This window comes from Kitasatospora sp. NPDC048722, assembly GCF_040650235.1.
GTDB lineage: Bacteria > Actinomycetota > Actinomycetes > Streptomycetales > Streptomycetaceae > Kitasatospora.
Window position 1 is genome coordinate 79,772 of record NZ_JBEZGX010000022.1, and the last position, 18,152, is coordinate 97,923.

Here is an 18,152-nt window from a genome sequence, read left to right on the forward strand (position 1 = left end):
GGGAGCAGCAACCCGGCCAGGCTCGGCCAGGCCGACCGCCACCGACCAGCGTTTTTGCGAAGACCGCAAGAACTATGGAGACTGGACGGCGTGGACGCAGAGCTGGAGCAGGTCCTCGACGCCATCGGTCCGCGGCTGCGCACCCTGCGCCGCGACCGGGGCCTCACGCTGGAGGCACTGGCCGCCACGACCGGGCTCTCGGTGAGCACGCTGTCCCGTCTCGAGTCGGGCCTGCGCCGCCCGACCCTGGACCTGCTCATCCCCCTCGCACGCGCCCACCGCGTCCCGCTCGACCAGCTCGTGGCCGCGCCGGCCACCGGCGACCCCCGGGTGCACCTCACACCGCTGCGCAAGGACGACGGCAGCGTCCTCGTGCCCCTGACCCAGTACCCGGGCCGGGTCCAGGTGTTCAAGCACGTCCTCGCACCCCGCGAGCCGAAACTCGTCACCCACGAGGGCTACGAGTGGCTGTACGTCCTCGCGGGCGAGCTGCGCCTCGTCCTCGGTGACCACGAACACACGCTCCGGCCGGGCGAGGTGGCCGAGTTCGACACCGCGGAACCGCATTGGTTCGGCCCGACGGGGACCAGCGCCGTGGAGATCCTGCACCTGTTCGGGCCGCGCGGCGACCAGGCCGTCGTCCGCGCGAGCCCCGGGCGACCGGCGACGCCCTGACGGGACGGCATCGGGGTTGCCACCGGTGCCGGGCCAGGGACCTGAGCAGCCGGCGCGATCAGCCTTTCACCACTCCGTGAGCGTCCGCACCAGGTTGTGTTCGGCGATCGCCGCCATGGCCTCCCGCGCGGGGAAGTCCCCGTCGAGCAGGCGCAACGGCCCGGCCGTCAGGGAGAGGCGCTGCGCCAAGGAGTAGAGGGCGAGCCGGTCCTCGTCCAGCCCCGGCGCCGCCAGCGGGCCGTAGGCGTCGTGCAGGCGGATCCGCAGGAAGACGTGCTCCCACTCGACGTCGAAGTACACTACGCCCTCGATGTCGATCAGCACGGGCTGCCCGGCCGCGTCCACCAGCACGTGGTCGGGCCCCAGTTCACCGTGCACGACCGCGTACTCCGCGCGCGGGCGCACCGCCGCCGCCAGGCTCAGCAAACGCTCGTCCAGTCGGCCGGAGGCCTCCGCGATCCGGGGATCCCGCGACGCCGCCTCGGCGAGGTCCCGCCGCGCACGCTCCAGCACGACGGCCTCGTACGACGTCCCGCGCGACGTTCCTCCGCCGTCGACGAACGCCGTGCCCCCTGCCGAGCACGTACCGCCCACCACTACCCCGCCACACCCCGCTCCGCGCTTCGCGCGTAACCACGGCGCGCGGCGGTGCGCAAGCGGAGTTGCCCCCGCCGGCGCCCGATGAGCTAATGGAAGTGTGCGCGTACGTCCCGTCCCGTCCGACCAGCACCCACCCAGCACTCACGGGAGCACGTCATGACCGACGGACCCGAGCCCATCAGCGCCGACGCCCTCCGCGCCCTCCACCAGGAACTCACCGAGCTGCGCGTCGCCCGGGACGCCGTCGCCGGGACCCTCCGCGAGGGCGAGCCGACCGGGGACCGCGCCGACGAGGCCGACGAGCTGCAGCGGGCCGACGACGTCACCCGCATCGACCGCCGGATCGCCGAGATCGAGGACCGCATCCGCGAGGCCGCCGTGGCCGGCCCGCCGTCCACCGACGCCGTCGGGGTCGGCAGTACCGTCACCGTGCGGTTCTCGGACGGCGAGGAGGCGACCTTCCACCTCGGCGAACTGGCCGAGGACCTGGACGAGGGCCTGATCACCGCCGACAGCCCGCTCGGCCGCGCCCTCCTCGGCTGCCACGCCGGCGAGACCGTCACCTACGACACCCCCGACGGCACGACCCGCACGAAGCTCCTCTCCCTCGGCCCCCGCGCCTGAACGCCCCGCCGTCCGCGACGGAAGGTTCCCCCTGCATGAGCGTCACGACCCGGTACCGGAACGCCTGGGAGGGCTTCTGGCAGGAGGCACCCGACGAGCCGGGCGGCGTCATCTGGGACGCGGACCCGTCCCGCACGGCCGCCCGCCACGTCGCGCTGTTCGAACCGCACGTCGAGGAACGGCGGTTGCCGGTCCTCGACCTCGGCTGCGGCAACGGCACCCAGACCCGCTACCTCGCCGGGCGCTTCCCGCGTGCCCTCGGGCTCGACCTCTCCCCCGCCGCCGTGGACCTCGCCCGGCGCCAGGACCCGGACGGGCGGGCCGAGTACGCCCAGCTGGACGCGACGGACGGCCCGGCGGTCCTCGACCTGCACGAGCGCCTCGGCGACGCCAACGTCTACGTGCGCGGCGTGATCCACCAGAGCGAGCCGGCCGACCGCCGACCGGTCGCCGAGGCCGTCGCGACGCTGGTCGGGCGGCGCGGCCGGGCCTTCGTCGTCGAGCTGTCCGAGGCGGCGAAGCCCGTCCTCATGGGCCTCGCCCAGCGCCCGGAGGGGCCGCCGCCGAAGCTGCGGCCCGTCTTCGCGCACGGGCTCGCGCCCGCCGAGGTCGCCGACGCGACCTTCGCCGAACTCTTCCGCGCCACCGGGCTCGCCGTCCTCGCGTCCGGCGACATGCCGCTGTCCCTCACGGAGTCCGCCGCGGACGGCAGCCCGATCGAGCTGCCGGCGCGGTGGCTGGTGGTGGGCGTGGACGGGCCGTAGCTCAGCCCAGGTGGAGGGCGGCCATCGCCTGGTCCGCCATCTTCGACTCGCCCAGCGGGTTGGGGTGGACGAGCGCGAGGCTCGTGCTGAAGAACAGCGGCTCGATCCACCGCGTGCCGACCGGCGCGCAGGCGTCGTGGCCGTTCGACACGGCGCTCATGTCGACGTAGGTGGCCCCGGTCGCGGCGGCGGCCTTCCGGACGGCCCGGTTCAGGTGGGCCTGGAGGTCGCGCAGGTACGGGACGTCGCCCGAGGCGAGCGGCATCTTGGGGTAGCAGGACGGGTCCGCCGTGGCCGGGACGATCCACGGGTAGCCGAGGATCGCGACGCGCGCGTGCGGCGCCTTGTTCCTGACGGCGCGCAGCGCGGCCTCGACGGCCGGGCCCGTCTTGTTGTCGATCGTCTGGTTGAAGCTGTCGCCGTACGCGTCCTTGCACGGGCTGCCGAAGCCGGCGGTGAGCACGCCGAGGCTGCCGCAGGCGAGGATCGAACTGATGAAGGTGCTGTTGTCGTTGCCGCCGATCGTCAGCGTGACGACGTCGGTGTTCGCGCCGACGGCGGCGAGCTGGGGCGCGACGCCCGGGTACTGGCCCCCGGCGAAGTCCTTCGTCTGGGCGCCGCCACAGCTGACGTCCGTGAGGCGGGCGCCGGTGCGCGCGGCGATGAGGTGCGCGTAGTTCCTCGTCGAACGGGCGCACAGCAGCGGGGCGGTGGGGTCGAGCGGGAAGTTTCCGGAGGCGGCGCTGTAACTGTCGCCGAGGGCCACGTAGTTCACCGGGCCTGCGGCGGACGCCGGACTGGCGGCGACGAGGGCGAACCCTGCGGCGGCGGCAACGGCAACGGCGGACGCACGGGACGCGGCAGCACGGAGCGGCATGGGGGTGCTCCTTCGGTGGGGGGTGTCGTGCCGCACCCCGGGGGGGTGGGGTGGGGACGGCACGACCTGCGGCTCGCTCAACTCCCCCGATGGGACGGGGGTTGCGTTGGCATGTCCTCGAAGTTACCGACGGGTTAGACGGGGCGTCAATAAGCGGGACGAACCCCATTCGCCCCGCCGCCCCGCCTGCTGGAGCCCCTGCCCGCTCCCCCCGCGTCCCGATCGTCCGCTGTCAGCCGCTCGCCGCCGGACGGCGCGTCACGGGGTGGTCCGGACCGGGAAGCCGGTCGCACGGCCCTGGGCCTTCAGCCAGGTGAGCACCTGGTCGAGGGCCTCGACGGTCTGCTGGCGGTCGCCGCCGCCGTCGTGGAACAGGAGGGTCGGACCGTTGCCGATCTCCTTCTTGACCGTGCCGACGATCGCGGCGGTGCCGGGCTTGTCGAAGTCCTTGGAGTCGATGTTCCAACCGAGCGGCCGCATGCCGTTCACGGCGGCGATGCGTCGGCTGTCGGGAGTGAACGCGCCGCCGGGGGCCCGGTAGTAGAGCACCTGGGCACCGCCGCCGGCGGCGTCCTCGATCATCTTCTTCGCGTCCAGGATCTCCTTCTGCTGGTACGCGACGGGCTTCTTGTCCATGGAGGTGTCGTGGTCCACGGTGTGGTCGCACAGCCGGTGCCCGGCCGCGACGACCTCCTTGACCAGGTCGGGGTGGGCCTTGGCCTGCGGTCCGATCATGCAGAACGTCGCCTTCACGCCGTGCCGCTTGAGCACGTCGAGGACCTTCGGGGTCCAGACGGGGTCGGGGCCGTCGTCGATGGTGATGTTGACGGCGTTGCCGCCCGCCTCGGAGGCGTGGGCTATGCCGTCCGGTATTCCGCCCTGCTGCTGCGTGCCGCCGTCGCCGCCCTGGGCGCTGCCGTCGCTGTTGTGGCCGTCGGTGGTGGCGCCGCCGCCCTGCTCCCGTGCGACGTTCGACTGAGGAGCGTGGAGCGACCCGGTGACCGTCGGAACCGCCCAGGCCGCCGCCACCACGGCGACGGCCCCCACGGCGAGGGTCACCCGCGACCGGTTGCCCAGACCCCCCACGCGCGCCTTGATGTCCATCAACGACCACTCCCCCCGACTGCCGGTTGCAAGCTCTCTGATCACATGACGTGAACCGGACCGGAAGAGGTTCCCGCAGTTCGACGCGCGTAGTGGGAGTGCGGACGGACCGGATGCGCAGGTCGTGGACACCGGCAATCCGTTGGCCCCGGCCGACCGGCCTGACTAGCCTGACCGGATCGGTGGACGGATGGGGGGCTGGTCATGGAGCGGAAGTCGCCTCAGCAGAAGAAGCTGCTGAGCTACCTCAAGGACCGACGCAACAACTACGGCGAGAACGACAAGAGTTCACGCAGGAACATCCGCAGGAACAAGCAGGCGGTCAACAGCGCCAACCGGCGGCGTGAGCACCTGGCCCTGGCCGCGTCCGCGGGGGCTGATGCGGCCGGCGAACCAGCTGCGGACACGATCGATCGCGACCTGCACCGCCGACGCCCCAAGCGGTGGAGGAAGTGGCCCGACCTGCCCCTGGGCCAGCTGGTGGTCAGCGGGCTGGAGCAGCGCGTCCGCAAGGGCATCGACACCGAGGCACGAGCCCGGGCCCGCGTCCGCCGCGTACGCGGACGCCTCGGCGAAGCCGACCGGTCCTGAACGGACGCCGACGCGGTCGACGCTCGTGTCGGGCCCGGCGGTCCGTTGCTGTTGTGGGGGATGCGAACGGACCGCCGGGGCGTGCGGGTCGGAAGGGGAGAACCGTCCGCACGGTGGGACCGGACGCGTTCGGGGCAGCCCCATCCTGCAGATCCCCGCACCCTCGCCGCAGACCCTCCAGCCGCGACGCGGGCCGCGTTCGGTCCCACGCCTCGGAGACCTCGTCGAGGCCGGCGGATAACGCTTTTTTCTTCTACGACCTTTCCGCTGCCCGCCTACGCCCGACGGCGGGCGAGGAACAGGTCGCTGACGTGCAGCATGTCGATGCCCCCGCCCCGGGCGTCGAGGACCTTCGCGGTCTCGGCGAGGACGCCGTCGAGCCGTTCGGCCGACAGCACCCGGTACGAGGAGATCGAGGCGAGGAACCCGAGGTAGCGCTCCGTCCCGTACCGCGTCTCCTGCCGGTAGCGGAACGCCGTGAGGTCCGTGAACCGGCCGTCCGCACGGCACTCCCCCGCCGGCCAGAACGGCTCCCCGCCCTGCCCCGGTTCGTCGCCGAAGGTCGCGGCCGGCACACCGTGCGGCGAGCCGGTGACGCCGAACCGGCGGTCGACGTCGGCCAGTTCCTCGTACACCTCGGGGTCCAGGACGCCGTGCGGGTTCCAGAACAGCGCGACCGCGCCGCCCGGTACGAGGGCGTCGTGCACCAGGTCCCAGCGCCGCTCCGGGGCGAACCAGTGCCAGCACGTGGCCGCGAACAGCAGCCCGAACCGCCGCCCGGCCGCCTCCCACTCCTCGAACCCGCCCACCTCGACCCGCACGTGCGGATACGGCGCCGCGTTGCGCCGCAGCACCTCCGCCATGCGCGGATCCGGCTCCACGCACGTCAGCGGCACCCCACGCCCGGCGAACTGCACGGTGGCCTTCCCCGTGCCCGCGCCGACCTCCAGCGCCGGACGGCCCCCGAGGTCCGCGTACGCCAGCACCTGCGACACCAGCGCGTCCGCGTACCCCGGCCGCGAGGCGTCGTACGCCTCCGCCACCTCACCGAACACCCTGCTGCGCGCCGGATCGACACCCTCCACCGCACTCACACCCGCGACCTCCGTCCGTCCCCGCCGAAAGAGGAGCACCCTATCGACGCCGCCGGCCGACGAGCGATCGATTAACGGCGCGCTTGAAGCCGCCGCCCGCCGTCCGCGAGGCTGGCCCCATGGGTGCCCCGAACTTCGCGACGCCGGCGGCCACGCCCGAACCGGCCGGCGTCGACGCCTTCCTCACCGCCGTCGACCGCGCGATGAACAGCAACACCCTGCTGCTCACCGCGGAATGCGACCGCCCGGTCACGGCCGCCAACCGCCAGGACGTCCTCCACGCGTTCCTCCGCAGCACCGGCTTCGAGCAGTCGCTGCGCGCCGCCGACGTACGCCGCGACTGGCACAACCTGACGGGGCCCGCCGAGCACCCGCTCCTCCGCGACGGCCACCGCGCCGCCGTGAGCCCGCTCGATCACCCGCGCTTCCTGGCCCGCCTGAGGTGGATGCTCACCGAGGCGTTCAGCCCCTACCGCCACCACTACCCGACGGACGAGGCCGACCAGGTGGTGGCGGCGTTCACCCGGGATCTCCTCGGTCCGGACGGACCGCCGTGGTCGTTCGCCGCCGTCACCCCCGACTTCCTGCGCTCGACCGGCTACCACGGCGGCGAGGAGCCCGTGCACCCGGCCTACTTCGACGGCGGCGACTCCGACAGCGCCACCCTCATCCACCGGGACCGCACCCTCCACCTGCTCCTGACCAACGGCTCCCCCTGAGGAACACCGAGCGGAACTCCCGGGCCCGGCAGCCGTTCCGGTGGACACTCACCAACCGAGCGCGGCCGCCAGGGCGTCGGCCTGCTCCGCGGTGATACCGAGGGCCAGCGGGACCTGGCGCGGGCTGTGGTCGGACGAGCAGACCGGGATCGGACTGCCCTCGCGGACGCTCCACGTCGGCCGGTCGGCCCGGCCGGACTCGCCCAGCAGGTGGGTGGCCAGTTCGTCCGCCGCCTCGGCCGGGAAACCCACGTCGGCGAGTGCGTCCGCCACGACGCCCCGCGCCCCGGCCGGAGTGTCCGCGTCGCCGAGGGCCGGGAGCAGGAGCAGGAGGCGGCGGGCCGGGTCGGCCAGGCCGTCGGCGCCGTCCTGCGCGCTTCCGGCCAGCTTCACCAGCTCCGGCCACGACAGGCCGGGGCCGGAGCCGTGCGGGCCGTCCTGGGCGAGGAAGCCGAGGCGGCCCCACGCGGGGTGGTGGACGAGGTAGTCGACGGTGCTCTCGTCCTCCCAGTTCTGCCAGACGACGTACGCCGAGTGTCCTCCCTCGAAGGGCACCCGCAGCGCGGTGCCCGGCTCCTCGGCGTCGCCGAGGCGCGCGATCATCGCCTCGTGGGCTTCCGGGTCGACGCCGTACTCCTCGGCCGCCTCGTCCTCCACGCCGAAGGAGATCACGAAGTGGGTGAACCAGAAGGCGAGGTCGTCGGCGAGGTGGTCCCCCGCGACCACCTCGTCCCCGTCGAGGAACTCGGCTATGGGCACGTGAGCGGCTGTCATGCGACGCAACGTAGCGCGCCGCGCCGACAACCCCACGAGCGGGCGAGCCCTACTGCAGCGCGACGATCTGCAGGCTCGCCGTCGAGGCGACCGTCCCGCCGGCGTACAGCGTGTGCCCGTCCGGGCCGACCGCGAAGCCGTTGACGCGTTCCTCGTTGAGCGCCTGGGCCTCGCCCTGGGCGACCGTGTCGGCGGTCGTGTCGAGGACGTACACCGACGGGCCGGCGCCCTCGATGGTGTTGTCGACGACGTACAGCCGCGTCCCGTCCGGACTCACCTGCGGGTAGCGGAAGTCGACACCGGTGGCGGCGAGCGTGAAGCGGGCGGTGACGGTGTCCGTGGCCGGGTCGATCTCGTCGCCCGCGCCGCCGTTGGCCCCGTTGACGGCGAACAGGCGGGTGCCGTCCGGGCTGAAGGCCAGCTGCGAGTCGTGGCCCGCGGCCGTACCCGGGACGACGCGCGTCACGGCGGGCGCGGCGCCGGTGAGGTCGAGGTGGACGGCACCCGCCTCGCTGCCGACGTACAGGTCGTGTCCGCCCGGGCGGACGACCACGTTGCCGGGGATGGAGGCGGGGTACTCGACGGCCGACGTGAACGCCCGCGGCGCGGTGGCGAAGGAGAGCACGCGGCCGTTCCCCAGGTGGCCGACCGTCTGCGCACCGGCCTGCGACACGTACAGGGTGGCCCCGTCCGGGCCGAGCGCGATCCCGGCGGGCCAGCCGACGCTCCAGCCGGACGGGCGCGGCTGGTCGGGCAGCTCGGCCGTGCCGAGCAGCGACATCGACCGGACGTCGATCACGCTCAGGGTGAGGTAGTCGAGCACGTACAGCCTGGAGCCGTCCGCGCTGAGCGCCGTGAACACCATCCAGCGGTTGGGCCCGAGCGCGAGCCCGCCGGCGGTGGCTCCGGTGCGGGTGTCGACGGTCTTCAGGACGAGGTCGCCCTGCGCGGTCGCGGTCACGACGTACGCGGTGGCACCGTCCGGGCTCACCACCGGGGCGGCCACCTGGCTGCCGACGGTGATCACCGCCTCCGCTCCGGACACCGGCCCGGCCGCCTCCGCGGCACCGCTCGTCAGCGCCAGCACCGCTCCCGCGGCGGCCAGTGCGACGCCGGTGCGCGCCGCGGCCAAGGCCTTGATGGACATGGATCCCCCTCCTCGGCACCGCACGGTGCGGTGTGGTGTGCAGAGTAGCGGGGGTCGTTGACCGGGGCATGACCGCCGGCCCATCCGGCCCGGGGTGCCGACGGCTTTCGGACAGGAGGCCGGGGCGAAGGCCCTGCCTCAGCCCCTGCGACAGTGGCACTGGTCCGAACGGTCGTGCGCCGCGGCCAACATGACGACCAGGCAGAACCCGTCGCCCGTGCCGAGGAGCCCCCGCATGCCGGTGATCATCCCACGTGGGCGCGGGGCGGCGGGAGGGCTCGGTGCGGGAAGTCGGCGTGACCGACTTCCCACACCGGGGCCGTTCCGGAACCCGGCTCAGCGGCCCCGGGAGCGCCCTCCCCGCGAGGGCCGCGGGACCGTCACTCCGTACGGCGGCAGCTCGAAGCCGACCTCCGCCCCGCCCTCGGCGGACGTCCCCGCGAAGACCGTGCCCCCGTCGGCGGCGACGAGGTCGTGCACGATCGCGAGGCCCAGCCCCGATCCGGGCGCGGACTGCTTACCCGCTCCCCGGTAGAAGCGGTCGAACACGGCGTCCCGCTCCCCCGGGTCGATCCCCGGCCCCCGGTCGCGCACGGCGAGCCGGCGGCCGTCGATCCGTACCTCGACCGGGCTGCCGTCCGGACTGAACTTGACGGCGTTGCCGATGAGGTTGTCGATGCAGCGCTGGACGGCCCGCGGCCGGGCCAGCACCGGCACGGGCTCCGGAGCGGCGGCGGTCACGGTGATCGCGCGCCCGGTCCGCTGCCGGTGGCGCTGGGCGCTCTCCTCCGCCGCCTCGGCCAGGTCGACGGCCGCCGGCTCCTCCTCGGTGTGCGCGTCGGTGGCGAGCTCGACGAGCTCGCGGACGAGGTCGTCGAGGGCGACGGTCTCGGTCACCAGCGTGCCGAGGATCTGCTCCTCGTCCTTCGGGTCGAGCCGCCCCCGAGCCCGCTGCAGCAGCTCGGCGCAGCCCCGGACGGAGGTGAGCGGGGTGCGCAGTTCGTGGCTGGCGTCCTGGACGAGGCGCTGCTGCTGCTCACGCGAGCGGCGCAGGGCGCCGACCATAGCCTCGAACGCGCGGGTCAGCCCGCCGACCTCGTCTCGCCCGGCGGGCGGGAGGGCGGTGGTGAGGTCGCGGGTGGTCGTGATGTGTTCGGCGGCCCGCGCCAGGCGGCGGACGGGACCGAGGATGCGGCTGAGGATGAGCCAGCTGAGGAGCGCCGACAGGGCGGTGGCGGCGGCCGTGGTCCAGGTGATCCGGGCCAGGAACTCGTGGTCGACGCGCTCGACGTCCGCGTAGTCCTGCCCGACCATCAGCGCTCCGCCGCCCGGCCGGGGCTTGGTGAGGAGACCGTACGACGTCCCGTCGACGGTGATGTCCTCCTCGTGGACGCCCTGCCCGCTCCTGGCCACGTCCAGCGCACCCGGCGGGACGGGCAGCGGCGCGCGACCGGCCGTCAGCAACTCGACGGTCCCGTCGGCGAGGACGAGCTGTTCGGTGGTGTCGGGCCGCGGGTCCGGCCGGCGCGAGGCGTCGAGGACGGCGGCGACGGCGTCCGCCCGGTCGTTGAGGCTGCGGTCGAACTGGTCGGCGACGAGGTCCCGGACGCCCCGGTAGGAGGCGGTGACGGACACCCCGATCGCGAACAGGGCGGCGGCGATGACGACGGCGGTGATCCTCGTGCGCAGCATCAGGCGGACCGCAGGGTGTAGCCGACGTTGCGGACGGTGTGGATCACCCGGGGCTCGCCGTCCTCCTCCGTCTTGCGGCGCAGGTAGCCGATGTAGACGTCCAGGGAGCGCGAGTCGGTGTCGAAGTCGTAGCCCCAGATGCGCTCGTAGATCTGCGGGCGGGTGAGCACCGACCCCTGGTTGCGCAGGAGCAGTTCGAGCAGGTCGAACTCGGTCTTGGTGAGGTCGAGCGGACGGTCCCCCCGCTGCGCCCGGCGGGCGGCGGCGTCGAGGGCGATCCCGTCGAAGAGCAGCGGGCCGGTCTCGTCGAGGGGTGCGGTGCGGCGCAGCAGCGCGCGTATGCGGGCGAGGAGTTCCTCGACGGCGAAGGGCTTGGCGAGGTAGTCGTCGGCGCCCGCGTCCAGCCCGGCGACGCGGTCGCCGAGCTGGTGGCGGGCGGTGAGGACGAGGACGGGCAGCCGGTCGCCGCGGCGGCGCAGCATGCGGCACAGGGCGAGGCCGTCGAGGCGGGGCATGACGACGTCCACCACCGCGAGGTCCGGGCGCCGCCGGTCGAGGAGTTCGAGGGCCTCCTGGCCGTCCGCGGTCGTCAGGACCTCGTAGCCCTCGAAGCGGAGCAGTTGGTCGAGGGTGGTGCGCACGCCCGGGTCGTCCTCGACGACGAGGACGGTGCGGCGGGCTGCGGTGGTGTCTGTCATGGTGTCATCTTCGCTGGTGGCGGGGGTGGTCCCGGGGTCCGGGCGGCCTGCCGCCGGCGTGCCCGCGGCACGTCAGCCGTTCGCAGGGGAAACGGCAAGGGCGGGTGAGAACTCGAGGTCGACCAGGTCAGGCGTGGGCCGCCGCGCACTCCGGGTGGCCCCAGCTGCCGCCGACCTTGGTGATCTTGTCGCCCTTGGCGTACGGGCGGGCGCAGGGGCAGGTGCCGGGGTAGCGGGCGGCGAGGGTGCGGGAGGAGCCCGAGGAGGACGTCTTCTCGGCCGCGGTCTTCGTCGCCTTGGCGGCGGTCTTCGCCGGGCGCGCGGACGCGGTGACCGGGTCCGGCACCGGGAGGTCGGCGGCCGTGCCGCCGGCGCCCTGCTGGGTGCGGGCGGCGTCGCTGGCGGCCTTGTCGGCGATGGCGTTCAGCGGATCGCCGTCCACCTGGTGGGCGGGGACGTACACGAAGGCGACGTCCCGGCCCGCCAGCAGCGCGTCGATCTCCTGGATCAGCTCGCGGTTGGCGACCGGCTTCCCGGCGGCCGTCTTCCAGCCGTTGCGCTTCCAGCCGACGAGCCACTTGGTGACCGCGTCCCGGGTGTAGGTGCTGTCGAGGCGCACTTCCAGCGGGGCGGCGGCGTCGGTCGAGGCGAGGAGCTCGCGCAGGGCCGTCAGCTCGCCGATGTTGTTGGTGCTGTGCCCGAGCGCGCCGGACTGCCAGCGCTGCGGCGCCCCGGCGGCGTCCGCGACGACGTACGCCCAGCCCGCCGGGCCGGGGTTCCCCTTGGCAGCTCCGTCACAGGCTGCGATGACTCGTTCGTGCATGCCTCCGATCATGCCAGGGTCGGGCGGGCCTCCCGACCACGCGTTCAGGGCACCCGTGGAGGAGCCGGAGGAGCCGGGCGGCGGACCGGCCGACGTCGGGCGCGTTGCGTCCCTCGCCCGTCGGCGGGCCGCAGTTCTCGTGCACCGGGCAAAACGGTGGCGGGCGGCGGTGGCCGGGACGTGACGGCGGGGCGGAGCGTTCACGGACGGTTCTCCAGGGGTGGCGGTGGTCACTGGCCACAACCGTCGCGCATTTTGTGTGATCCCGGCCCCGGCCGGAGGTCTCCTCTTCGAGAAGGCCGAATACCCGCGACCCGAAGGACCCCGCCGATGACCGCTGCCGCCCGTCCGTTCTCCCGAGGCTGGCTGCTCGCGTCCTGCGTGCCGACGCTGCTCGTGCTCGGCATGGCGTTCTCCGTCCCGCGGAGCCCGCAGCCGGCTGCGGCAGCGCCCGAGCCCGCGCCCGCGATGGCGGGGATGGCCGGGATGGCGGGGATGGTGCCCGCTCCGGCCGCCGCGCAGGCAGCCGTGCCCGCCCGCGGCCTCGCCTCGGAGCAGGACGGGTACCGGCTCGCACTGGAGACCACCACGGCGCCCGTCCGCTTCACGATCACCGGGCCCGACGGCGCGCCGGTCACCGACCTCACCGTCCACCAGACGAAGAGGCTGCACTTCTACGCGATCCGCACCGACCTCACCGGCTTCCAGCACCTCCATCCGGAGCAGGCCCCGGACGGCAGTTGGACCGCCGATCTCGCGCCCCTCGACCCGGGCAGCTGGCGCCTGTACGCCGACTTCATCCCGAACACCGGACCCCACAGCCCGGAGTACGTCCTCAGCCGCACCGTGACCGTCCCCGGCCAGGCCGCCCCCGTCCCGTTGCCCGCCCCCGCCGAGCGCACCACCGTGGACGGCTACACCGTCACGCTCCACGCCCAGCCCATGGCCGGGGCCCACCAGTTGACCGCGTCCTTCGAGCAGGACGGCCGCCCGGTCACCGACCTCCAGCCCTACCTGGACAGTTACGCCCACCTCAGCGCCTTCCACGAGGGCGACCAGGCCCTGGCCCATCTCCACCCCGCGAACGCCGTGACCGGCGGTGACGGGGGCCCGACGCTGACCTTCCAGGCCATGCTCCCCGAGCCGGGCGAATGGCGCGTCTTCCTCCAGTTCCGGACCGCGGGCCACGTCCACACCGCCGAACTCACCCTGCGGGTCGCTTAGCCGCGCTCGAATTCGGTCGAGTCGCGCCCGTGGTGCGAGTAGCCTCGCCCCGTGGTGGATGAAGAGCAGTACGTCCGGTACCGCGAGGACTCGAAGGTGCTGGCAGCGATCGGGGAGCACGTCCACGCCCAGGTCGGCCTTGTCACGGTGCGACTGCCCAGGGCCGTGGCCCAGGCCGCGGTGGACGCCTGGGAGCGTGACGAGACGGGTGACGTCGGCGAGGAGACCCACGAACAGTACGAGTTGCGGGGTCAGGCCGGTGACCTGGCACTGATCGGCCTCGTGATCTCGGAGCGCGGCCGCTGGGAGGACGAGGAGGTCGTCGTCGACCTGCAGGTCTCCCTCGCGGGAGCGTCCGTCCTCAGTCACATCGAAGCCGCGGGGCCCGCCTACCGGCCGCCGGAGTAGCCCGGCCGCAGCGGCGTACTCGTCCAGGCCTACGAGCAGCAGCAACTGCACGAGCTGCCGGCCCGGTTCGTCACGCGGAGCACCCGGCCGACGCCCAGCGCGTCGTGAGCGGCCGGCCGCGGCCTCGGGTTTGGCAGCCGTCCGGCACGGAAGAAGTTACCTGTGCAGGTGACACATGGCAGTCGAGGCGGGCGGCGATCGCCGCACGGAGCCACGGAGTGACGTCATGACCAAGCGCGATGAGCCACGGTGACGACCCCCGGGGTGCCGCCGCGGCCGAGCGGCCGGCGCCTGCTGCTCGGCGCCGTCCGGGACATCGCGGTCCCGATCGCGTTGTACTACGGCCTGCGCGCCGCCGGCGTCGGCGTCTTCGTCGCGCTGCTGGCCGGCGCCTTCCTGCCGGCGCTCACCACGGCGGTGCAGTGGCTGCGCACCCGCAGCCTGGAGGGCATGGCGGGCTTCGTCGCCGGGACCATGCTGCTCGGTGTCGCGGCCGCGCTGGTCGGCGGCAGCCCCCGGTTCCTGTTGGCCAAGGACGGCTGGCTGACCGGCGTGGCCGGGTTCTGGTTCCTGATCTCGATCAGGGCCAGGCGCCCCCTGCTCTTCCACGGCGGCCGCCCCCTGCTGGAGGGCAGGTTCCGCTCCGACGGCACCTCCTGGGACGTGCTGTGGGAGCGCGAGCCGGCCTTCCGGCGGATCTGGCGGGTCTCGACGGCGATCTGGGGCGTGGCGATGCTGCTCGACGCCGCCGTGCGGGTCGTGATGGCCTACACCCTGCCGGTGGACGTGGTGCCCGGCCTCGGCGCGCTGCTCTGGCCGGTCACACTGCTGCTGTTGCAAGTGGTGAACGGCGTCTACTACGAGGTGGCCGGGCTCTGGCGGCTCACCTCCGGCACGGCCGCGCGCCCGGCGGACGGCTGAGCACCCGCCGACGCCGGCATGAAGACTCGGGAGCAGGAAGCCGGCTCGGCCGGCTTCCTGCTCCCGAGCTCCGGGCGCTCCGGGCGCTCCGGGCTCAGCGTGCCGCGTACACGTCCTGGACGTAGCGGCCGGCGTCGATCAGGGACTGCAGCCAGGCCTCCGCCTGCTGCTCGTCGGCGCCCGGCGTGCGGCTCCGGTAGAGCGCGCGGAATGCCGCCCGCACGCCGGGGGCCATGCGGGCGCCGTCGCCGCACACGTAGACCTCGGCGCCGGTGGCGAGGAGCTGCCACACCTCGTCGGCCTCCGCCGTGATGCGGTCCTGGACGAAGCGTCGGCCGTCCTCGGGGGCCTCGCTGAAGGCCGGGCGCAGGCTGACGGCACCGGCGCGTTCGGCGGTCTCCAGCTCGGTGCGGTGGAGGTAGTCGGCGTCGGGCACGTCGCAGCCGAAGTAGAGCAGCGCCGGGGCGAGTTCGGCTCCGGCGGCCACGTCACGGTGGCGGTCGGCGACCGCGCCGCGGAACGGGGCGAGGCCCGTCCCGGCGGCGATCATGATGACCGGGGTGGCGCCGTGGCCGATCCGGAACGCCTCCCGGCAGGGCTGGACGCGGGCGAGGACGGTGTCCCCGACCGCGACGCGGGCGAGGTGGCCGGAGCCGGTGCCCCGGAAGGTGCCGCGGCCGGAGCGGGCCGGGGCGCTCAGCACGGAGACCATGAGGTCCACGTGGGCCGGGTCCTGGCCCGGGGACGAGGAGATCGAGTAGTGGCGCGGCCGGATCGGCGGGAGCAGCTCCAGCAGCACCGGCCAGGTGAGTGCCTCGCGCAGGGCCGGGTTGTCCTCCACGAGGTCGAGGAGGGTGCGCGGGTCGTCGTCGGGCAGGGCGCGCAGCGCGGCGGCCTCGGGCGGGCAGGGGTTGAGGTCGGCCAGCACCTGACGCTGCCCGGCGGTCGGCCGGTCCTGCAACTCGACGTGGTGGGTGAGCAGTTCGCGCACGGTCAGCGGGCGGTCGACGGCGAGGCCGGTGCGCCGGTGGGCGACGACGGACAGCACGGTGTCGAGGTCCGCGCCGAGCACCTTGGCCGCGCGCTCGACCAGCGCCGGGTCGTTCTGCGGCAGCACGGTGAGGTGGTCGGCCGTGCGGTACTCGACGCCGTCCGGCAGGGCCAGCCGCACCAGGCGCTTGACCCGGGGGTAGTCGGGGTCGGTCAGCCCGGCGACCCCGGTGACGGTGAACTCCGTCATCCCGTGCCGCGCGGCGAGGGCGTCGAGCGGGCCGCCGACGACCTCCGTCACGGTGAACGCGGCCTCCGGCAGCCCGGCGGCGGGGGCGTCCGCGTCGCCGTACTTCTCCAGCAACAGGCCGCGCAGCGCCGTCGCGAAAGCCCGCACGCCGCCGGCGAGGTCGCCCGAGGCGTCGGCCTCGCCGGCGGGCAGCAGCCGGGTGCCGCCGAGGGCGGCGAGGCGCTCGTCGATGAGGGTGGGGATGCGCTGGTAGGTGGCGGCGTACGTCCGGTCGCCGATGCCGAGCACCGCGTACTCGACGCCGTCGGCCACCGCCCCCTCGGCCTCCTGGAGCCCGCGGACGAACCGCGCCGCGTCGTCCGTCGGCTGCCCGTTGTACGAGGCGGCGGTGATCACCACGGGACGGCCTGCGGGCAGCCCGTCCGCGTAGGCGTCCAGCGGGGCGACCTCGGTCTCGCAGCCCAGTTCCCCCGCGGCCTCGGCCAGCTGCCGGGTGAAGTCGCGCGAGGCGCCGTAGTTGGAACCGTGCAGGAACAGCACCGCCGTGCCCTGGCGGACGCGGCCGGGCAGTTCGGCGGTGCGCGCCGGGGCCTCCGCCGCCACCGGGGGCCTGGGCGTGCGCGGGGCGAGGGCGAGCGTGAACCCGTCCGGCTTGATGGTGAGCATCTGCTTGATCGTCAGCCGGTAGTCGGCGTGGTCGATCAGCCGGTAGCGGTGCACCAGCATGCCGAGCAGCATCGTGGCCTCGTGCAGCGCGAACTGCCGCCCGATGCAGGCGCGTTCGCCGGTGCCGAAGGGCTTGAAGGCGTGCGGCGAGCGGGCCTCCTCCAGCTCGGGGTCGAAGCGGGAGGGATCGAACAGCTCGGGGTTGTCGCCCCAGGCCGGGTCGCGGTGCAGCATCGGCGTCGCCACCGTGACCGTCTCCCCGGCGCGCAGCGGGATCCGGCCCCCGATGAGGGTGTCCTCACGGGCCTCGCGGCTGAACGCGGGGGCCGTCGGCCACAGCCGCAGCGCCTCGTTGAGCACCTGGCGGGTGTAGCGCAGGCGCCCGACGTCCTCGTAGGACGGCTCGGGGTCGGCCTGGTCGCCCCACAGGGCGTCCACCTCGCGCTGGACCTCGCGCAGCACCGCCGGGTGCTTGGCGAGGTAGTACATCGCGAAGGACAGCGCGCCCGAGGTGGTCTCGTGGCCGGCGATCAGGAAGGTGATCACCTGGTTGCGGATGTTCTCGGCGTCCAGTCTGCTGCCGTCACCGGGGTGGACGGCGCCGAGCATCAGACCGAGCAGGTCCTCGGCCTCGGCGTCCTGAGTGCCCCCGGCGGCCTCGACGCGAGCGGCTATCACCTCGTCCACCACCCGGGCGAGGTACGCGGCGTCCTCCCGAAACGCCGCGTCGCGCGCGGTGTGGTCGAGCTCGGGGTCGCGCCCGAGCTTGTCCATCGCCCATTCCAGGCACTGCACCATCGCCTCGACGAACGGGTGCGGCTCGTCGCGCTCGAAGGAGCCGAAGTCGAAGCCGAAGCCGGCCAGGCCGATGGTGTCCAGGGTCATCCTGGTCATGTCGCCGGGCACGTCCACCGGCTGCCCCGCGGCCGTCGCGCCGTCCCACGCGGCGATCAGGCGGCGCGCGACCCGGAGCATCACGGGGTGGTAGGTGCGCATCGAGCCGAGCGCGAAGGCGGGCATCAGGATGTCGTGCGCGCGGGCCCAGTTGGGCTCGTCGTTGTAGGCGGTGAACAGGCCGTCCCCGGTGAACTCCCGGACGTTCACCAGGCCCGGGCCCACGGACTTGGTGAAGCGCTCCTCGTCGGCCAGCTCCTCGACCAGGTCCAGGCCGCTGACCATCAGCAGGTCCCGCCCGTGCACGCGCTGGACGTAGGCCGGGCCGTGCTCCCGGATCAGCTCCATCACCCGCAGGACCGGCGCGGAGACCGGCGGCAGCGCGGAGACGTCGACGAGCGGCACGGCCCCGGCGGCGGCCGAGGGGAGGTGCGCCGGAGCGGCCACCGGGTTCTGCGGGGCCGGGACGGGCTCCGGGCGCTCGGCCCGGGGTGCGGGCAGGCTCTCGGGCAGGGTGTCGGTCATGCGTGATTCACCTTCCGTATTCCGTGACACGGGTTCCGTGACGGGAGTCGGGCCGACGATCGGGGCGACGTGTTCCACTGTGCGCCCGGCAC

17 protein-coding genes and 1 pseudogene are annotated in these 18,152 nt (G+C 74.0%); 8 read left to right on the plus strand and 10 right to left on the minus strand.

Translation table 11 applies throughout. From position 1 onward, the window contains the following. Positions 1-90: 90 nt before the first annotated feature. A complete protein-coding gene (locus AB0C76_RS18345; protein WP_359965919.1) occupies positions 91-675 on the plus strand; it encodes an XRE family transcriptional regulator in 585 nt (194 codons plus the stop codon). Between the two features lie 66 nt (positions 676-741). Here the strand turns inward: AB0C76_RS18345 and AB0C76_RS18350 are convergent. Continuing rightward, positions 742-1,239: pseudogene (locus AB0C76_RS18350) on the minus strand (phosphotransferase); the annotation flags it as partial. A gap of 192 nt (positions 1,240-1,431) precedes the next feature. On the opposite strand from AB0C76_RS18350, the gene AB0C76_RS18355 reads away from it, so the two are divergent. Continuing rightward, on the plus strand, positions 1,432-1,899 hold the full coding sequence (locus AB0C76_RS18355) for a GreA/GreB family elongation factor (RefSeq protein ID WP_359965922.1): 468 nt from the start codon (positions 1,432-1,434) through the stop codon (positions 1,897-1,899). 35 nt (positions 1,900-1,934) lie between these two features. Continuing rightward, complete coding sequence (locus AB0C76_RS18360) at positions 1,935-2,663, plus strand: class I SAM-dependent methyltransferase (RefSeq protein WP_359965925.1); 729 nt, start codon at positions 1,935-1,937, stop codon at positions 2,661-2,663. Between the two features lies 1 nt (position 2,664). Here AB0C76_RS18360 and AB0C76_RS18365 read toward each other — a convergent pair whose 3' ends face one another. Together AB0C76_RS18365 and AB0C76_RS18370 are read right to left on the minus strand one after the other, a co-directional pair. After that, the gene (locus AB0C76_RS18365; protein ID WP_359965928.1) at positions 2,665-3,540 is read right to left on the minus strand and encodes an SGNH/GDSL hydrolase family protein; all 876 of its coding nucleotides are present in this window, start codon (positions 3,538-3,540) and stop codon (positions 2,665-2,667) included. A 258-nt stretch (positions 3,541-3,798) separates the two neighbouring features. Further along, on the minus strand, positions 3,799-4,644 hold the full coding sequence (locus tag AB0C76_RS18370) for a polysaccharide deacetylase family protein (protein WP_359965931.1): 846 nt from the start codon (positions 4,642-4,644) through the stop codon (positions 3,799-3,801). A gap of 204 nt (positions 4,645-4,848) precedes the next feature. Between AB0C76_RS18370 and AB0C76_RS18375 the strand changes: the two genes are divergently transcribed. Then, positions 4,849-5,235, plus strand: coding sequence for a hypothetical protein (locus AB0C76_RS18375; RefSeq protein WP_359965934.1), 387 nt, complete (start codon positions 4,849-4,851; stop codon positions 5,233-5,235). Positions 5,236-5,510: 275 nt separating this feature from the next. Here AB0C76_RS18375 and AB0C76_RS18380 read toward each other — a convergent pair whose 3' ends face one another. Continuing rightward, entirely contained in the window at positions 5,511-6,329 is an 819-nt protein-coding gene (locus AB0C76_RS18380; protein WP_359965937.1) for a class I SAM-dependent methyltransferase, read from the minus strand. 119 nt (positions 6,330-6,448) lie between these two features. On the opposite strand from AB0C76_RS18380, the gene AB0C76_RS18385 reads away from it, so the two are divergent. After that, on the plus strand, positions 6,449-7,048 hold the full coding sequence (locus AB0C76_RS18385) for a hypothetical protein (RefSeq protein ID WP_359965940.1): 600 nt from the start codon (positions 6,449-6,451) through the stop codon (positions 7,046-7,048). Positions 7,049-7,096: 48 nt separating this feature from the next. Here the strand turns inward: AB0C76_RS18385 and AB0C76_RS18390 are convergent, their stop codons facing one another. The 5 genes from AB0C76_RS18390 to AB0C76_RS18410 form a co-directional block, all read right to left on the minus strand. Next, positions 7,097-7,822 carry a hypothetical protein gene (locus tag AB0C76_RS18390; RefSeq protein ID WP_359965943.1) on the minus strand — a complete coding sequence of 242 codons (726 nt, stop codon included), beginning with the start codon at positions 7,820-7,822 and terminating at the stop codon, positions 7,097-7,099. A 49-nt stretch (positions 7,823-7,871) separates the two neighbouring features. Further along, positions 7,872-8,969, minus strand: a complete 1,098-nt coding sequence (locus AB0C76_RS18395; protein ID WP_359965946.1) for a YncE family protein — start codon at positions 8,967-8,969, stop codon at positions 7,872-7,874. Positions 8,970-9,305: 336 nt separating this feature from the next. Further along, a complete protein-coding gene (locus tag AB0C76_RS18400) occupies positions 9,306-10,661 on the minus strand; it encodes a HAMP domain-containing sensor histidine kinase (RefSeq protein WP_359965949.1) in 1,356 nt (451 codons plus the stop codon). After that, on the minus strand, positions 10,661-11,359 hold the full coding sequence (locus tag AB0C76_RS18405) for a response regulator transcription factor (RefSeq protein WP_359965952.1): 699 nt from the start codon (positions 11,357-11,359) through the stop codon (positions 10,661-10,663). Before AB0C76_RS18405 ends, AB0C76_RS18400 begins: the two co-directional genes overlap by 1 nt. A gap of 127 nt (positions 11,360-11,486) precedes the next feature. Continuing rightward, positions 11,487-12,182 carry a ribonuclease H gene (locus AB0C76_RS18410; protein ID WP_359965955.1) on the minus strand — a complete coding sequence of 232 codons (696 nt, stop codon included), beginning with the start codon at positions 12,180-12,182 and terminating at the stop codon, positions 11,487-11,489. Between the two features lie 330 nt (positions 12,183-12,512). On the opposite strand from AB0C76_RS18410, the gene AB0C76_RS18415 reads away from it, so the two are divergent. The 3 genes from AB0C76_RS18415 to AB0C76_RS18425 all read left to right on the plus strand — a co-directional run bounded on the left by AB0C76_RS18415 (position 12,513) and on the right by AB0C76_RS18425 (position 14,735). Continuing rightward, positions 12,513-13,406, plus strand: a complete 894-nt coding sequence (locus AB0C76_RS18415; protein WP_359965957.1) for a hypothetical protein — start codon at positions 12,513-12,515, stop codon at positions 13,404-13,406. Between the two features lie 51 nt (positions 13,407-13,457). Beyond that, on the plus strand, positions 13,458-13,814 hold the full coding sequence (locus AB0C76_RS18420; protein ID WP_359965960.1) for a hypothetical protein: 357 nt from the start codon (positions 13,458-13,460) through the stop codon (positions 13,812-13,814). A gap of 249 nt (positions 13,815-14,063) precedes the next feature. Beyond that, positions 14,064-14,735 (plus strand): VC0807 family protein, encoded by a 672-nt coding sequence (locus AB0C76_RS18425; RefSeq protein WP_359965962.1) that lies wholly within the window; start codon positions 14,064-14,066, stop codon positions 14,733-14,735. Between the two features lie 94 nt (positions 14,736-14,829). On the opposite strand, the gene AB0C76_RS18430 is transcribed toward AB0C76_RS18425, so the two are convergent. Continuing rightward, positions 14,830-18,060, minus strand: coding sequence for a cytochrome P450 (locus tag AB0C76_RS18430; RefSeq protein ID WP_359965965.1), 3,231 nt, complete (start codon positions 18,058-18,060; stop codon positions 14,830-14,832). Between the last annotated feature and the right edge of the window lie 92 nt (positions 18,061-18,152).

Bases quoted from the DNA above. Each gene is read 5' to 3' on its own strand.
- AB0C76_RS18355 (WP_359965922.1), top strand. From the start codon at position 1,432: ATGACCGACGGACCCGAGCCCATCAGCGCCGACGCCCTCCGCGCCCTC.
- AB0C76_RS18360 (WP_359965925.1), top strand. From the start codon at position 1,935: ATGAGCGTCACGACCCGGTACCGGAACGCCTGGGAGGGCTTCTGGCAG.
- AB0C76_RS18365 (WP_359965928.1), bottom strand. From the start codon at position 3,540: ATGCCGCTCCGTGCTGCCGCGTCCCGTGCGTCCGCCGTTGCCGTTGCC.
- AB0C76_RS18370 (WP_359965931.1), bottom strand. From the start codon at position 4,644: ATGGACATCAAGGCGCGCGTGGGGGGTCTGGGCAACCGGTCGCGGGTG.
- AB0C76_RS18375 (WP_359965934.1), top strand. From the start codon at position 4,849: ATGGAGCGGAAGTCGCCTCAGCAGAAGAAGCTGCTGAGCTACCTCAAG.
- AB0C76_RS18385 (WP_359965940.1), top strand. From the start codon at position 6,449: ATGGGTGCCCCGAACTTCGCGACGCCGGCGGCCACGCCCGAACCGGCC.
- AB0C76_RS18390 (WP_359965943.1), bottom strand. From the start codon at position 7,822: ATGACAGCCGCTCACGTGCCCATAGCCGAGTTCCTCGACGGGGACGAG.
- AB0C76_RS18395 (WP_359965946.1), bottom strand. From the start codon at position 8,969: ATGTCCATCAAGGCCTTGGCCGCGGCGCGCACCGGCGTCGCACTGGCC.
- AB0C76_RS18400 (WP_359965949.1), bottom strand. From the start codon at position 10,661: ATGCTGCGCACGAGGATCACCGCCGTCGTCATCGCCGCCGCCCTGTTC.
- AB0C76_RS18405 (WP_359965952.1), bottom strand. From the start codon at position 11,359: ATGACAGACACCACCGCAGCCCGCCGCACCGTCCTCGTCGTCGAGGAC.
- AB0C76_RS18410 (WP_359965955.1), bottom strand. From the start codon at position 12,182: ATGCACGAACGAGTCATCGCAGCCTGTGACGGAGCTGCCAAGGGGAAC.
- AB0C76_RS18415 (WP_359965957.1), top strand. From the start codon at position 12,513: ATGACCGCTGCCGCCCGTCCGTTCTCCCGAGGCTGGCTGCTCGCGTCC.
- AB0C76_RS18430 (WP_359965965.1), bottom strand. From the start codon at position 18,060: ATGACCGACACCCTGCCCGAGAGCCTGCCCGCACCCCGGGCCGAGCGC.